The sequence below is a fragment of the Formosa sp. Hel1_33_131 genome, from assembly GCF_001735745.1.
Classification (GTDB): Bacteria; Bacteroidota; Bacteroidia; order Flavobacteriales; family Flavobacteriaceae; genus Hel1-33-131.
On record NZ_CP017260.1, the window covers coordinates 2,457,265 to 2,473,139 of the forward strand.

Annotated in this window: 18 protein-coding genes; 11 read left to right on the plus strand and 7 right to left on the minus strand. The window is 36.5% G+C overall.

Translation table 11 applies throughout. The features are described 5' to 3' along the window. Nucleotides 1–43: 43 nt before the first annotated feature. The gene (locus FORMB_RS11330; protein ID WP_069677567.1) at nt 44–991 is read right to left on the minus strand and encodes a glycosyltransferase family 2 protein; all 948 of its coding nucleotides are present in this window, start codon (nt 989–991) and stop codon (nt 44–46) included. 33 nt (nt 992–1,024) lie between these two features. Further along, nucleotides 1,025–1,555, minus strand: coding sequence for a DUF4199 domain-containing protein (locus tag FORMB_RS11335; RefSeq protein WP_069677568.1), 531 nt, complete (start codon nt 1,553–1,555; stop codon nt 1,025–1,027). A 156-nt stretch (nt 1,556–1,711) separates the two neighbouring features. On the opposite strand from FORMB_RS11335, the gene FORMB_RS11340 reads away from it, so the two are divergent. Beyond that, complete coding sequence (locus tag FORMB_RS11340; protein ID WP_069677569.1) at nt 1,712–1,963, plus strand: type B 50S ribosomal protein L31; 252 nt, start codon at nt 1,712–1,714, stop codon at nt 1,961–1,963. 77 nt (nt 1,964–2,040) lie between these two features. After that, nucleotides 2,041–3,213, plus strand: coding sequence for a GlmU family protein (locus tag FORMB_RS11345; protein ID WP_069677570.1), 1,173 nt, complete (start codon nt 2,041–2,043; stop codon nt 3,211–3,213). Here the strand turns inward: FORMB_RS11345 and FORMB_RS11350 are convergent. Continuing rightward, nucleotides 3,210–4,832, minus strand: coding sequence for an ABC transporter substrate-binding protein (locus FORMB_RS11350; protein WP_069677571.1), 1,623 nt, complete (start codon nt 4,830–4,832; stop codon nt 3,210–3,212). The genes FORMB_RS11345 and FORMB_RS11350 overlap by 4 nt on opposite strands. 45 nt (nt 4,833–4,877) lie before the next feature. On the opposite strand from FORMB_RS11350, the gene mtaB reads away from it, so the two are divergent. Continuing rightward, nucleotides 4,878–6,212 (plus strand): tRNA (N(6)-L-threonylcarbamoyladenosine(37)-C(2))-methylthiotransferase MtaB, encoded by a 1,335-nt coding sequence (mtaB, locus tag FORMB_RS11355; RefSeq protein ID WP_069677572.1) that lies wholly within the window; start codon nt 4,878–4,880, stop codon nt 6,210–6,212. On the opposite strand, the gene FORMB_RS11360 is transcribed toward mtaB, so the two are convergent. Beyond that, a complete protein-coding gene (locus FORMB_RS11360; RefSeq protein ID WP_069677573.1) occupies nt 6,209–6,505 on the minus strand; it encodes an N-acetyltransferase in 297 nt (98 codons plus the stop codon). The two genes, mtaB and FORMB_RS11360, sit on opposite strands and share 4 nt — an antisense overlap. Before the next feature lie 84 nt (nt 6,506–6,589). Between FORMB_RS11360 and FORMB_RS11365 the strand changes: the two genes are divergently transcribed. Together FORMB_RS11365 and FORMB_RS11370 are read left to right on the plus strand one after the other, a co-directional pair. Next, nucleotides 6,590–7,261 (plus strand): alpha/beta hydrolase, encoded by a 672-nt coding sequence (locus FORMB_RS11365; protein ID WP_069677574.1) that lies wholly within the window; start codon nt 6,590–6,592, stop codon nt 7,259–7,261. Between the two features lie 50 nt (nt 7,262–7,311). Next, nucleotides 7,312–8,235, plus strand: coding sequence for a lytic transglycosylase domain-containing protein (locus FORMB_RS11370; protein WP_069677575.1), 924 nt, complete (start codon nt 7,312–7,314; stop codon nt 8,233–8,235). Between the two features lie 3 nt (nt 8,236–8,238). Here the strand turns inward: FORMB_RS11370 and FORMB_RS11375 are convergent, their stop codons facing one another. Further along, nucleotides 8,239–8,805: a hypothetical protein gene (locus FORMB_RS11375; protein ID WP_069677576.1), complete on the minus strand. Its 567-nt coding sequence runs from the start codon at nt 8,803–8,805 to the stop codon at nt 8,239–8,241. A gap of 175 nt (nt 8,806–8,980) precedes the next feature. Between FORMB_RS11375 and rpmH the strand changes: the two genes are divergently transcribed. Together rpmH and carB are read left to right on the plus strand one after the other, a co-directional pair. Continuing rightward, entirely contained in the window at nt 8,981–9,139 is a 159-nt protein-coding gene (gene rpmH, locus FORMB_RS11380; RefSeq protein ID WP_069677577.1) for a 50S ribosomal protein L34, read from the plus strand. A 112-nt stretch (nt 9,140–9,251) separates the two neighbouring features. Continuing rightward, complete coding sequence (gene carB, locus FORMB_RS11385; RefSeq protein ID WP_069677578.1) at nt 9,252–12,104, plus strand: carbamoyl-phosphate synthase large subunit; 2,853 nt, start codon at nt 9,252–9,254, stop codon at nt 12,102–12,104. 175 nt (nt 12,105–12,279) lie between these two features. On the opposite strand, the gene FORMB_RS11390 is transcribed toward carB, so the two are convergent. Both FORMB_RS11390 and FORMB_RS11395 read right to left on the minus strand, forming a co-directional pair. Next, the gene (locus FORMB_RS11390; RefSeq protein WP_069677579.1) at nt 12,280–12,816 is read right to left on the minus strand and encodes a YceI family protein; all 537 of its coding nucleotides are present in this window, start codon (nt 12,814–12,816) and stop codon (nt 12,280–12,282) included. A gap of 16 nt (nt 12,817–12,832) precedes the next feature. Next, nucleotides 12,833–13,198: a c-type cytochrome gene (locus FORMB_RS11395; protein WP_069677580.1), complete on the minus strand. Its 366-nt coding sequence runs from the start codon at nt 13,196–13,198 to the stop codon at nt 12,833–12,835. Between the two features lie 101 nt (nt 13,199–13,299). Between FORMB_RS11395 and FORMB_RS11400 the strand changes: the two genes are divergently transcribed. The 4 genes from FORMB_RS11400 to FORMB_RS11415 all read left to right on the plus strand — a co-directional run bounded on the left by FORMB_RS11400 (nt 13,300) and on the right by FORMB_RS11415 (nt 15,869). Then, nucleotides 13,300–13,677, plus strand: a complete 378-nt coding sequence (locus tag FORMB_RS11400) for an OB-fold protein (protein WP_069677581.1) — start codon at nt 13,300–13,302, stop codon at nt 13,675–13,677. A gap of 3 nt (nt 13,678–13,680) precedes the next feature. Continuing rightward, the gene (locus tag FORMB_RS11405; RefSeq protein ID WP_069677582.1) at nt 13,681–14,187 is read left to right on the plus strand and encodes an ankyrin repeat domain-containing protein; all 507 of its coding nucleotides are present in this window, start codon (nt 13,681–13,683) and stop codon (nt 14,185–14,187) included. A gap of 17 nt (nt 14,188–14,204) precedes the next feature. Continuing rightward, the gene (locus FORMB_RS11410; protein WP_069677583.1) at nt 14,205–14,951 is read left to right on the plus strand and encodes a T9SS type A sorting domain-containing protein; all 747 of its coding nucleotides are present in this window, start codon (nt 14,205–14,207) and stop codon (nt 14,949–14,951) included. Between the two features lie 66 nt (nt 14,952–15,017). Then, a complete protein-coding gene (locus FORMB_RS11415; RefSeq protein WP_069677584.1) occupies nt 15,018–15,869 on the plus strand; it encodes a DUF5777 family beta-barrel protein in 852 nt (283 codons plus the stop codon). The last annotated feature ends 6 nt before the right edge of the window (nt 15,870–15,875 follow it).

The window sequence follows — 15,875 nt, forward strand, 5'->3', positions numbered from 1 at the left end:
TGCGAACATTTATGAATTGTTTTAAGCGCTTTTTAAGGATATTTTAAGCATCTGTAGCTTCAGATACAAGATAACGTTCTTTGTTTTGTCGGGATTGGAGGACTATTTCGCCTAAAAATCCTGCTACAAAAAACTGTGTTCCAATCACCATGGTTGTCAAGGCGATGAAAAACTCGGGTCTGTTGGCAATCAAGCGTCCAGAAGGATTTAAGAATAATTTATCAATTCCTAGATAGGTTGCAAATCCCAATCCAATGATAAACATGATGACTCCTAAGAGTCCAAAAAAGTGCATAGGGCGTCTTCCAAACTTGGAAATAAACCAGATGGTAATCAAATCTAAAAATCCATTTATAAATCGTTCCATACCAAATTTTGTTTTTCCGTATTTTCTTGCTTGATGAATGACTACTTTTTCTACGATGTTGGTAAACCCTGCATTGACCGCCAATACGGGGATATAGCGGTGCATTTCTCCATAGACATCAATAGTTTTTACAACGTCCTTACGGTAGGCTTTTAGGCCACAGTTAAAGTCGTGAAGGGACAATCCAGATATTTTTCTGGCCGCCCAATTAAATAATTTTGAAGGCAGATTTTTAGCGAAAAAAGAATCGTAGCGTTTCTTTTTCCAACCACAAACGATGTCGTGATCGTGGTCTTTTATAAGTTGAAAGAGTTCTGGGATTTCATCTGGACTGTCTTGTAAATCCGCATCCATAGTGATGACAACTTCCCCTTTGGCTTTTGCAAACCCGGCGTGCAAGGCTTGAGATTTTCCGAAGTTTTTAGAAAATTTAAGTCCTAAAACTGCTGTGTTTTTGCTGCGTAGTTTTTGGATCACCTCCCAAGAATTGTCGGAACTACCATCGTCTATAAAAAGAATTTCATAAGAAAAATGATTGGATTGCATCACAGACACAATCCAATCATGGAGTTCTTCTAAAGAATCTTGTTCGTTAAGTAGTGGTATAACTACTGATATATTCATTCTAATTACTTTTGAAAGTCAAAAGTAAAGAATTTAAGCCTCTTTATTGTCAGTTTTCTTAACGATTAATGCGACGATCAGTCCAATTAATGAATAAAATGCCAGTCCAAAAACAAAATTCTTGAATTGCATACCTAATGAAAAGTTGTCATTTTTAGCAGCTTCTTCTAAGGCAACTTGCATTGCTTCTTGAGGCATTCCAAAACGTTCCATGGTCTGCTTGGTGACAACTAATATTTGCTCATTTATATAGGTGGCTGCTTCCGGATCGATAAACGTAAAAATAACAATTCCTAAGACTGTAGAAATAATTGATCCGATTAAGACGGTAATAAAATAAGAAGTAAAAGCGTCTTTAAAACTAATAAAACCATTTAATAATGTTCTAGATTTTATAGCTGAAATAACGCCGAAAGCGACGACGACTACAAATAAAATAATTCCAAGCCACCATTCAGTAAATAGATCAAGGTTGACAGCGTAAAGTAAGACGGTAATTAGTGATAAAATTCCTCCTAAGTAAAGACCATTGTTAGTAGCAGATGATTTTGTTGTTGTTTCCATAATTTTTGTTGATTTTTGTTAAGTTATATTAATAAGACTCAGGCTTCAAAGATAAGTTACATTTTTAATTAAAAAAATAAAATTAATAAACTGTTGTAGTTTTGTAAAAAATATATAAATTTGCAACTCGAAAAATCGAATTTAATAGTTTACGCGATGAAAAAAGATATACACCCAGATAATTACAGAGTAGTAGCATTTAAAGATATGTCAAATGAAGATGTATTTTTAACAAAGTCAACTGCAGACACAAGTGAAACTTTAGAAGTGGACGGTGTAGAATACCCATTAATAAAAATGGAAATCTCTAGAACATCTCACCCGTTTTACACTGGTAAATCTAAATTAATTGATACTGCAGGACGTATTGATAAGTTCAAAACTAAATACGCAAAATTCAAGAAATAATTACATTTCTTTTAATTATACTATAAAAGCCTTTCAACAATTGAAAGGCTTTTCTTATTTTTACACAAAGCTTTCGTATGAATTATATACTTTTTGACGGTGAAAATAGAGAGGCCTTATTGCCATTTACCTATACACGTCCTGTAGCCGATATCCGTATTGGGATTTTGACGATTCGTGAAAAATGGGAATTATTTTTAGGAGCCACCACCACCACAGTGACGGAGGATTATCTTTCTGATAAATATCCAATGGTTGAAATGGAGCAGAACATAATGATCAATGCGTCCTACACACCCAACGAAGCTTTAGTCCATCAAATTAAAAATTTAAAAGAAAATCAAGCTGTTTATGATGGCGACACGATGGTCGCTTTTTTCAGTTTGGAAGATCAAGAAATAGATATTGATTCCCTAGAGGTATTTCAATCTAAAGGAGAGCTTTTAAAAATTGAAACGACTTGGGATATTTTCTCCAAAAATGGGGCTGCAATACAAGCGGATTATAAGCTGTTAACAGCCGACAGAACATCCGAACCAATTCCTGAAAAAACGGTGGCTTTTAAACCAGAGGCTATTTTTATTGAAGAAGGAGCCAAGCTACCCCTTTGTGTGCTCAATGCGACAGATGGCCCTATCTATATCGGTAAAAACACCGAAATTATGGAAGGCAGTATGGTAAGAGGGCCTTTTGCACTTTGTGAAGGATCGACTCTTAAAATGGGAACTAAAATTTATGGACCCACCACTGTTGGACCCTATTCTAAAGTAGGCGGTGAGATTAATAATTCGGTGTTCTTTGGTTACTCTAATAAAGGACATGATGGGTTTTTAGGAAATTCTGTTATTGGAGAATGGTGTAATTTAGGAGCGGATACTAATAATTCCAATCTAAAAAACAACTATGCTGAGGTACGCTTGTGGAGTTACGAGACTGAAAATTTCGCCAAAACAGGACTTCAGTTTTGTGGTTTGATGATGGGCGACCATAGTAAATGTGGGATTAATACCATGTTTAATACCGGAACTGTTGTGGGTGTGAGTGCTAATATTTTTGGAAGTGGTTTTCCTCGAAACTTCATTCCAAGTTTCAGTTGGGGCGGGGCTAAAGGTTTTGCAACCTATCTAACGTCCAAAGCTTTTGAAGTCGCTACAGAGGTGATGAAACGCCGTGGATTGGAATTCTCGGCACAAGAATCCGCTATTTTAGAACACGTGTTTGAACTGTCTGCAACCTATAGAACCGATTAGTTTTTCTGAACGTTTTTTAGTTCTAATAAATTGGTGGGATTAATTCCTAGCCCTCTCACATCGATAGATGTAAACCGAATGACTTCATCATAAAACAATACGACTACCGGCGCTTTTTTGATCACTAATGCATCCATTTTTTGATACAGATGGAGGCGCTTCTCCTGATCTATTTCTAGCAGTGCTTCCTCATACCATCTGTCAAACTGTGCATCTTTAAAGTGGGTGTAATTAGGGCCGTTGGGCGCGAAATTACCACTGTAAAATAAAGATAAATAATTCTGAGCATCTGGATAATCGGCGACCCAACTCGCTCTAAATAAATCTATTTTCCCGTTTGATTTAGCAGATTTCAAAGACGATGGCGGCATCACATCAATACGAATGGTTAAACCAATGGATTGTAATTCTCGTTGAATAAATTCACTAAAACTTAAATAATTAGAAATGGTGGTCAACGTAATTTCAGGTTGCGGATTGCCAGATTCATTTCGATAAGTTTCTAGTAGCTGCTTTGCTTTTTCGGGTTGATAGTCATAGCCTACATTTTCATTATGCCCTGGAAGTCCTTTTGGAATAAATCCGCCCATTCCAGGGATCCCAATGCCGTTTCTAAGGTACCTCATCATTTTGGTGCGATCAAATCCGTAATTCACAGCTTGTCGAATCAATTCACTTTGATATTCAGAAACTTCGGAATCCATATAAAACCCAAAATATTCTGTATTTAAATAGGGTGCTCTGAGCATTTTCACGCTTGATGCGTAGCTCGGTTTTAAGACGCCATCGGCACGAAGAATGTCATCTTTATAAGAAGCATCTAAGCCTGTTATGTAGTCAATATTTCCTTGAATAAATTGTAGAAATTCACTTTGCTTGTCTGCTAAAAACGTAATAGATACCGCTTCTAAATACGGCAATTTTTCACCTGCTTGATTGGTTTCAAAATAGCGGTTGTTTTTCCTGAAAATTAATTTAATATTTTCTTCCCATCGTTTAAATTTATAAGGACCGGTTCCAATGGGATTCGACCTGAAATCCGCCCCGTAATGCTCCACAACCTCTTTGGGCACAACACTGCAATACTTCATCGTTATGAGTCCTAAAAACGCAGGGAACGGTGATTTTAAAGTGATCTGAAAACGGTGGGTGTTCAATGCTGTATAAGACTCCACATTTTGAAGCACCCAACCTCCAGGCGAAGCCAATTTAGGGTCTCTCAAGCGATCAAAGCTATAGACAAAATCGTTGGCAGTTACTGTGCGTGTTTTGTCAGTTCCAAACAAGCTATGTGTATGAAAATAGACATCTTCTCTAAGATTGAAAGTATATACTTTTGCATTTTCTGAAATCTCCCACGAACTCGCGATGGCTGGCACCACATCCATTAAAGAATCCATTTGAACTAAGCCGTTAAACAATTGATTGATCGCAGAAATATCGGCGTTGTCTTTTGCAAACGCAGGGTCTAAAGAGCCAATGTTTTTATGTTCATTGTATCTAAAAACCTGTTTGGTTTTAGCGTCAATATCGCTAGTGTTGCACCCTAAAAATAAGGAGCTAAAAAAAAGAACACTTCCGATTCGAAGCCAGAAGTAATTAGATGCTTGCTTTGTCATTATAGATGTTAATTGTAAATTTGTCCACTTGGTAAAAGTACAAGAATGATTGATAGAAAAAAAGTCGCTTTTTACACTTTAGGGTGTAAATTAAATTTTTCCGAAACTGCAACGATTGCACGGAACTTTCAAGACGAAGGTTTTGATCGTGTTGAGTTTTCTGAATATGCGGATATTTATGTCATCAATACCTGCTCTGTAACCGAGAATGCTGACAAGCGTTTTAAAACGATTGTGAAGCAGGCACAGCGTTCAAATCCAGAAGCATTTATAGTCGCCGTGGGGTGCTATGCACAATTACAACCCGAAGAATTGGCGGCAGTCAATGGCGTTGATTTGGTATTAGGTGCCACCGAAAAATTTAAAATAACCGATTATTTAAACGAACTGACTAAAAATGAGACGGGTGCGATTCACTCGTGTGATATTGAAGATGCCGATTTTTATGTGAGTAGTTATTCTGTTGGCGATCGCACGCGCGCCTTTTTAAAAGTTCAAGATGGCTGTGATTATAAATGCACCTATTGCACCATTCCGTTGGCGCGTGGGATTTCTCGATCGGATACGCTTCAAAATGTATTGGACAATGCCAAAAAAATAGCAGATCAAGGGATTAAGGAAATTGTCTTAACTGGTGTCAATATTGGAGATTACGGCAAAGGCGAATTTGGAAATAAAAAACACGAACATACCTTTTTTGAATTGGTTCAGGAATTGGATACTATTGAAGGCATTCATCGCTTGCGAATTTCATCTATTGAACCGAATTTATTAAAAGATGAGACCATTGATTTTGTTGCGCAAAGCAATTCATTTGTGCCTCATTTTCACATTCCTTTACAGAGTGGAAGCAATGTAATGCTCAAAGCAATGCGAAGACGTTATATGAAAGAACTCTATCAAGATCGGGTAGGACATATCAAAACTGTGATGCCAGATGCTTGTATTGGGGTGGATGTGATTGTTGGATTTCCTGGCGAAACAGATGAACTATTTTTAGAGACTTACAACTTTTTAAATGCCTTAGACATTTCATATCTACACGTATTTACGTATTCCGAACGGCCAAATACCCATGCGGCGACGCTGCCCGATGTCGTGCCAAAAGCGGTACGATCGAAACGCAGTAAAATGCTCAGAGGCTTGTCTGCCAAAAAACGACGAGCTTTTTATGAAAGTCAGATCGGGAGTAAGCGGACCGTGTTATTTGAAGGGGAAAATAAAGAAGGGTATATTCATGGGTTTACCGAGAATTATGTCAAAGTAAAAGCTCCATGGAATCCAGAATTCGTCAATACGTTGCACAAGATTACGCTGACTGAAATTGATTCAGATGGATTGCTAAGGTTTGAATTTGAACAAGTGTTTGCAACTACTTAGATGCGAATTCCTACAGGAAGCATTTTTCTGTAACGACGGTTTCCACGAATAAATTTTGCTACAGGGGGGCTTGTAGGAACTACACTGATATTTTTTTCACTAATATTCTCTAAAACGACCTTTAAAAAGCTTTCAAGAAATTCATCAGACTTTAAAACTTCAGGAATGTTTAGTTTTGTTAAGAAAATTTTTCGTTCTTGTTGAGAATATTCTAGGGTAGCCATTTCCCCACCAACATTTAATTCATATTGGCGTAAAAAAGCATTGTCTATTAAATTAGAAGCGTCAACCATAATAAAGTGTTTTTCAGTAGGTTTATGATAATTCTAGAATGCAAATTTACAAAAAATATTCTAACTAGTTAATATATTCGCTAAGTGCATCAAAATGAAAATAAAATACCCGTCTATTTTTTACCTGGTTTAGCAGCGAATCCTAGTATTTTTAAAAATATTCAATTAGATCCTGATAGGTTTGAAATTCATCTTTTAGAATGGATGATCCCTTATCATGAGGAGACTATTTCAGAATATGCTTTGCGTTTCTGTTCTAAAGTTATTCATGCAAATGCTGTTTTGGTAGGCGTCTCTTTTGGTGGCATCATAGCGCAAGAAATGAATTTAGTGCATAACTTTAGAAAAATAATTATCATTTCAAGTGTTAAAACCCGAAAAGAACTGCCGCTTCACCTTCAATTGGCAGGCAAAACAAAAGTTTATAAATTAGTACCCACGAGTCTTTTTGCTCAAAATATTGATTTATTATCTAAATATGCATTCGGAAAACCGATAGTAAAGCGCTTGGATTTATACAAACAATACTTATCCATTACAGATAAACGTTATTTAGATTGGGCGATCAAACAGGTGGTATCTTGGAATCAAGAAAAGAGTGACCCCAATTTAGTTCACATCCATGGAAATAAGGACATTATTTTCCCGATTGATAATATCGAAAATTGTATTGTTATCGAGGGCGGAACACATATTATGATTTTAAATAAATTTAAATGGTTGAACGAAAATTTACCCAATTTGATTCTTGGTTGATATTGGCTTCACTTTTTTTTGTATTTTTAAACCATTAAACCCATACTGTTATGTACTACCTTAAAAATATTTTTTTTACTATTGGAACACTGTCTTTGATTGGATTTTTGGTTTTGGCTTTTACAAGCCAACCTGTTCTTGAAGATGGTCACGATACTTTGGAAAACGATTATAACGTTTATGCACTAGAAATTCCAGAAGCTCTTGATTTTTCTGGGGAAGCCTTGCCTATTCATACGCCTGATATTCGGGAGCGTATAGACCGTGAGCTGCTTGTAAACACCTATTGGCAGTCCAATGGATTGTTATTATTTAAACGCTCTCACCGCTATTTTCCTGTGATTGAGCCGATTTTAAAATCCTACGGAATTCCAGATGATTTCAAATATTTAGCACTTATAGAAAGTGGATTACAAAATGTAACGTCTCCTGCGGGGGCGAAGGGGTTTTGGCAAATCATGGAACCAACGGGTAAAGAATATGGTTTGGAAATCAATGACAACGTTGATGAACGTTACCATTTAGAATTATCGACACACGTGGCTTGTAACTACTTTTTGAAAGCCAAAGAGAAATTTGGAAATTGGACCCTAGCGGCGGCGGCTTACAACGCTGGTATTCGCGGAATCGCAAATCAACTTGAAAAGCAACAGGTTTCAGGGTATTATGATTTGTTGTTAGGGGAGGAGACGGGTCGGTACGTGTTTCGAGCAGTTGCACTAAAAGAAATTATAGAACACCCCAAAAAATACGGTTATAATTTCTCAGAGAGTGATTTGTATGCACCCATTCCAACCTCCACGATCCAATTAGACACAGCCGTAACGAACTTTGTGCAGTTTGCAAATAAATTGGGACTCAACTACAAACAGCTAAAACTTCACAATCCTTGGTTGAGGGAAGGGTTTTTAAATAATAAATCCAGAAAGGTATATACTTTAGAGATTCCTGAAAAAGGGTATTATACAAACTAAAACTTAACGTCGCTTCCCACCACGTTGTTGTCCACCAAAATGTTGATTGGGCATCGAAGCTTTTTTCATCTGTTGCTTCATCATTTTGATTTGTTCAGACAACATATCTCTCTTGTCTAATTTTTGTGCTTCCTGCAATAAGTTTTGAGCTTCTAACTTCCGGCGCTTCGTAAAAGCAATTCCTGCTAGATTTAATTTAGCCATTGCTAAATCATGATCCATCGATAAACCGAGGCTGATCGCGTTTTTAAAGTATTTCTCAGCATCGTTCATATTTGTTTGAGACACCATAATCCCTTTTAGGAAGTTATAATAGCCTTGTTGCTTTTTCGTCAATGCTGATTTTGGATTCTTAATTTTGTTGAGTAAGCGCTCTGTCCCTGGAAAATCTTGTTTTCTAAGTTTTAGAAATGCCAAAAGAATCATCTCATTTTTAAAATAGAAAAACACAAAGACCAAAGCTAGGAGAATGAGCATGATGCCATTTCCAACATAGGTTTCTATAATTTGATAAACGCCATAGGTAATGATAGCAGCGGCAAGGAATAATTTTATATTTTTGTTGAACATATCTAAGTTTATTTATTTAGCGAGTACAAAGGTAGTAAAAACAAATCAAAATTATTTTAAAATTAGGTTTGTCAAAGTAAAAACTCTTTGTATATTTGCACCGCGCTTTAAGTAAGGACTTGAGCGCATTTTTTAAAGATAACAACACTACAAAAAGTTTTAAAAATATACTAAAATGAAAAGAACGTTTCAACCATCGAAAAGGAAAAGAAAAAATAAACATGGTTTTAGAGAAAGAATGGCTTCTGCCAATGGGAGAAAAGTTCTTGCTAGAAGACGTGCAAAGGGAAGAAAAAAAATCAGTGTATCTTCTGAACTTCGTCATAAAAAATAATGATTAACAATTGTTAACATATTAAAGGTATTGCTAGTCGCAATGCCTTTTTTTATATCCAAACGTTACTTAATTTTGTATCTTATTATACTACAATCAATTACATTAAAAAATGCCTAAAAATAAAGATCTTAAATCCATTTTAATTATAGGTTCGGGACCCATCGTCATCGGACAGGCTTGTGAATTTGACTATTCCGGAACACAAGCATTGCGCTCGCTTAGAGAAGATGGGATTGAAACCATTCTGATCAATTCAAATCCAGCAACCATCATGACGGATCCAGCGATGGCCGATCATGTGTATCTACTACCATTAACCACCAAGTCAATTATCAAAATTTTAAAAGACCATCCTCAAATTGATGCGGTATTACCGACCATGGGAGGACAGACGGCTTTAAACCTTTGTATTGAAGCGGACGAAAAAGGAATTTGGGCCGATTTCGATGTGGATATTATAGGGGTCGATATTGATGCTATTAATATTACAGAAGACAGAGAGAAGTTCCGTGAGTTGATGCTTAAGATTGGGATTCCAATGGCGCCACAAGCGACAGCAACTTCTTTCTTAAAAGGAAAAGAAATTGCACAAGAATTTGGTTTTCCACTCGTCATTAGAGCTTCTTTCACTTTAGGAGGTGATGGTGCTGCCATTGTACATAAAGAAGAAGATTTTGATGAATTACTAACCCGTGGATTGGAAGTTTCTCCCATTCATGAAGTGATGATTGACAAGGCTTTATTAGGTTGGAAAGAATATGAATTAGAATTGCTAAGAGATTCTAATGACAATGTCGTCATTATTTGTTCGATTGAAAATATGGATCCTATGGGGATTCATACAGGGGACTCTATCACAGTGGCTCCCGCGATGACATTAAGTGATCGTACCTATCAGCGTATGCGTGATATGGCCATCCACATGATGCGCAGTATTGGCGATTTTGCAGGCGGATGTAACGTTCAGTTTGCAGTGTCTCCAGATGAGAAAGAAGATATTATTGCCATCGAAATCAATCCACGAGTATCGCGTTCTTCGGCATTAGCCAGTAAAGCAACGGGCTATCCCATTGCAAAAATTGCAGCTAAATTAGCTTTAGGGTATCATTTAGATGAATTAAAAAATCAAATTACAAAATCAACTTCGGCATTATTTGAACCGACCTTGGATTATGTGATTGTTAAAATTCCACGATGGAACTTTGATAAATTTGAAGGCTCCGATCGTACCTTAGGATTGCAAATGAAATCTGTTGGAGAAGTCATGGGGATTGGACGCTCGTTCCAAGAAGCACTTCACAAAGCAACTCAATCGCTCGAAATCAAACGAAATGGTTTAGGTGCCGACGGCAAAGAAAATAAAGATTACAATCAAATTATTGAAAAACTAACATACGCTTCATGGGACCGTGTGTTCATTATTTATGATGCCATTCAGATGGGAATTCCACTGAGTCGTATTCATGAGATCACTAAAATTGACATGTGGTTTTTGAAACAGTATGAGGAATTACATTTGCTTAAAAATGAAATTTCTACGTTTAAAATTGATACCATAGAAAAACCGTTATTGCTTGAAGCGAAACAAAAAGGGTATGGCGATCGTCAGATAGCCCACATGTTGGGTTGTTTGGAAAGTCAAGTGTATAACAAACGAGAAGAATTAGGCGTCAATCGGGTTTATAAATTAGTGGACACTTGTGCTGCTGAGTTTGAAGCCAAAACCCCTTATTACTATTCAACCTTTGAAAGTGATATGGAAACGGCTGATGGCAAACGTTATTCGGATAATGAAAGTGTTGTTTCCGATAAGAAAAAAGTAATTGTATTAGGTTCGGGTCCTAACCGAATTGGTCAAGGAATTGAATTTGATTACTGTTGTGTACACGGAGTGTTAGCGGCTGCAGAGTGTGGCTATGAAACCATTATGATCAACTGTAACCCAGAAACGGTTTCGACTGATTTTGATACGGCTGATAAATTATATTTTGAACCTGTATTTTGGGAACATATTTACGACATCATCAAACATGAAAAACCGGAAGGGGTGATTGTTCAGTTGGGAGGTCAAACGGCTTTGAAACTTGCTGAAAAATTAACAAAATACGGCGTAAAAATATTAGGAACCAGTTTTGAATCTTTGGATTTAGCGGAAGACAGAGGCTTGTTTTCCAATCTTTTGAAAGACAATAACATTCCGTATCCAGAATTTGACATTGCCACCACGGCCGATGAGGCAGCTGCGATTGCTGATATATTGGATTTTCCAATCTTAGTGCGTCCGTCTTATGTACTTGGAGGACAGGGAATGAAAATTGTAATTAACAAGGAAGAGTTAGAAAAACACGTTGTTGAATTACAAAGCAGAATGCCAGGCAATCAGTTGTTATTAGATCATTATTTGGATGGCGCAATTGAAGCTGAAGCCGATGCGATTTGCGATGGTGAAAATGTGTATATCATTGGAATCATGGAGCATATTGAACCTTGTGGAATTCACTCAGGCGATAGTAATGCAACCTTGCCACCGTTTAATTTAGGCAATTTAGTAATGCAACAAATAAAGGACCATACCAAAAAAATCGCCTTAGCGCTGAATACGGTCGGTCTGATTAATATACAGTTTGCGGTGAAAGATGATATGGTTTATATCATTGAAGCGAATCCAAGAGCGTCTCGTACGGTTCCATTTATAGCGAAAGCCTATGGCGAACCCTATGTAAATTATGCGACTAAAGTGATGTTAGGTGAGAAGAAAGTCACAGATTTTGATTTCAAACCACATTTGGAAGGCTATGCCATCAAACAACCTGTATTCTCGTTTAACAAGTTTCCAAATGTCAACAAACAACTGGGTCCTGAAATGAAAAGTACAGGAGAAAGTATCCTCTTTATAGACAGCCTTAAGGACGATGAATTTTATAATCTATATTCTAGAAGAAAAATGTACTTGAGTAAATAAATTTTTCATTCTGATTTCTATGACATGTATTGAAAAGAAGAGGTTGTTTAAAATTAGAATTTCTGTCATTCTGAATTTATTTCAGAATCTCAATTAACTGAAATTCATTTTGTTTTAGAATCTGAAATAAATTCAGATTGACAAATCTGAGCTTTTTTTATGGCTACCTTAATGATTATTTTTTTACCAGCTCAAAGTCAAAAACAACAGTAACGCTGTCCGCAATTTTTGAACTGACAATACTTGGAATTTCAATATCAAAATCATTTGGAGTTATTTCAAACGATCCTTTAAAGTTGAACGAATTTTTAGAAGGTATGATTTCCACAGAAACATTTTCAAGTGGTTTTGTAACCCCATGAAAACTCAACGTCCCGTTGATACTATAGGTGGTTTGAAGGTTTTCTATAGAAAAATCAGTGAGCTCTCCTTTAAAAATAGCTTTGGGGAATTCATCTGATTCCGCATAATTTTCATTAAAATGCTCTTCCATAAGCGCATTTTTAAAACGGAATCCTTTGACGAGGGCGAGGGCTGCAAATTGCCCATTGGCTGTATTTAAAATTGCGGTCACATTAGTATTGGTGGCCTTTATTTCTTCAAAGGCTTCAACACTAGCTTCAAAATTGAGCAGCCCTGATTTGGTGAGGTATTTCTCTTGAGAAAACCCAATAACAGAAGCAAAGGCGAATAGTAGGTATATATGTTTCATCTTCTTATTTTTTAAGTTATTCAGCAAATCCTTCTGTTTGCCACTGTATAATTAAATCAATAGATGCTTGTGGCATTCGCGATCCGCCGAGGGGCATAAAGCCGCCTTCACCAGATTGCTTGTTGATACGATCTATAAGATTTGTGTTTTCAATAGAACTTTGAACTTCGCCAAGTGTTGTTAAAGGCACTCCAGCACCATTGATTGGTGGATTGGAATGACAAGCAATACAGTTGGAGTCAAATACAGTCTTAATGTGTTCTGTGTACGTAATCACTATTTCTGGATCTACTTGCTCTATCAGATCACTTTCACTCGCATTTGTACAAGAGAGCATCAAAAAGGCAAACGTAATTGTAACAATAAATGATGTAATTTTCATAGGGATGGATAAATTTGTAAATTCAAATTTAATTCTTTTTTTGTTTAGTCAATATATAATTCAATATTAATCTTTATTTTTGTTTAACTATATTGGTGTTTATGAGAAACAAAATAATATTTAGTATAATTATAGTATTTGGTATAATAATTGCATACAATTATATGTATCCAGACCACCGATCCATTAGTGAAGAAACGGTTAGTTATACGTTAGATGCAGAATCTCTTTTTAATGAATTTACAGAGGATTCTCAACAAGCAGAATTAAAATATTTAGATCAAACGATTATAGTTTCAGGGGTTATAACCTCTATAAACGCAAATAGCGTTACAATTAGTAATAAAATTTATGGTCAATTTGAGACTCTAAATAGTGATTTAAAAGTAAACGATTCGATTGCAGTTAAAGGCCGTTGCATCGGATATGATGATTTATTAGAAGAGATTAAACTCGATCAATGTAGTATTATAAAATAATATATGAAGTACCTGTTACTTATTTTAGCTTTCAATTTTTCATTGGCACAAACTGATGTGTTTGACTGTGCACGTACAGGAACAGCTGAAGAAATGGACGTCTTTTACACTACAAATCCAAAAATAGTAGATTCACTAAACAACAGAGGAAGTTCGCCACTCACCTTAGCGGCTTATTATAACAACCTTGAAGTTGCCAACTACTTAATAAATAAAGTTGACAACATCAACGGAAATAGTAAAGATGGTACGCCTTTAATGGCTGCTGTGGTCAAAGGACATGTAGAAATTGCCAAAGCCTTGATAGATGCCGGAGCAGATCCCAACCTTACCGATGCCAACGGTGCTACTGCTTTGCACTATGCGGTGATGTTTAACAATCAAGAGCTCGCCACCCTATTAATGGACGCAGACGCCAGCGCTTTTATGAAAAACAATGTCGGCCAATCCCCTTTAGATTTTGCAAAAATGCACAACGATAAAACCTTAAACACAATTTTAAATAAATAATCCTTAATACAAATACTATGAAAAAAATTACTTTTATTTTAACATTATTAATCTCCTCTTACGGATTCGCGCAAAACGTTTCCACAGGTCAAGTCGCACTTACCACTGGATGTACTGTGCAGTTTGATGTTACCTCTAGTGAAGTTACCATGACAATGGTTCTACCTGAGAATGATTGGTTAGCGGTTGCATTGGATGCAACAGGCATGGGAAGCACAAATAAAGATGTTATCGTATATGATAGCTCTGGTCTTCAAGATCGATATTTGAATGGACAAGTTACACCTCCAACTGATGGCACTGGCAATCAAGATTGGACACAATCAAGCAATACAGTAACTAGTGGGGTACGTACGGTTGTAGCGACTAGAGATTTAAATACAGGCGATGCTAAAGATTATGTGTTTACGACCACAAACAATATAGCCCTCGCATTACTCTGGGCTAAAGGTGCTGGCACTTTTGGTTACCATGCTGCAAATAAAGGCTCTGCTGCTTCCACATTGGGTACTGAAACAATTGCTGTAATGCCAGAATTTGATGTGTATCCAAATCCAGCAGATTTAGAACTGAATGTAGAGTTTCCAGCGAGCATACAAAAAGCAACCGTTGCGGTGTACAGTGTTTTAGGAAGCTTGGTTTTTCAAGCTGAAATGGACCAGTGGAATTCAAAAATCAATACGTCTGAGTGGAGTGCAGGAGTTTTTATTATGAACATTAGCACCCCTGATTTTTCTCAAACAAAGCGTATTATTAAAAAATAACAACGATATATTATAATTTTAAAAACCATTAGATGTATTTCTAATGGTTTTTTTTAACTTTAACCAATGAAAAAATCTCTTACTTCCCTGTTTTTACTTTTTAGTGTGATTCTTTTTTCTCAAGAAGATTTATTGAGTGAAATTGATACAGATGACCAAGCTCCTGTATATGCTTCGGCAGTATTCAAAGGGTTGAAGGTGATTAATTTTGAGTCCACAAAGTTAGTAGCCAAAAAAGGGTTTAACTTTATTGTATCGCACCGATTTGGAACGGTCAAAAATGGTTTTGAAAATCTTTTTGGATTGGACGAAGCCGTGACGCATTTGAACTTTGTGTATGGAATTTCAGACAACTTTAATGTCAGTGCTTCTAGAAGCTCTAATCAAAAGATCTATGAAGTTGGTACTAAGTTTGGATTGCTTAAACAGCAAGAAGGTAAAATGCCATTTACAATCGTAGGATACGCCTCCATTTTAGTAAACACGGCACTGGATACGGACAACTTGCCTAAGTTGATTTTTGAGCACCGTTTGAGTTATGTGGGACAATTATTGATTTCTCGTAAAATAACAAAAGAACTCTCTCTTTTAGTGGCTCCTACATTTTTTCATGACAACTACGTGATTGATGATTTACAAGAAAACTCTCAGTATGCAGTGGCATTTGGAAGCCGTTATAAGTTAGGAAAACGTTGGTCGGTGAATATGGAATATGGCATGCATTTGAACCGAAGCGCTACTTCATTATACAACAACCCGTTTTCTATTGGAGTCGATTTAGAAACTGGAGGGCACATTTTCCAACTACATTTCACCAATTCTCAATCCATGAATACCAACGGCGTTTTTGGAACCAGTACGGGTGATTGGGGCGAAGGCGATGTGTATTTTGGATTTAATCTAGCACGCTCGTTTTAAATAGTG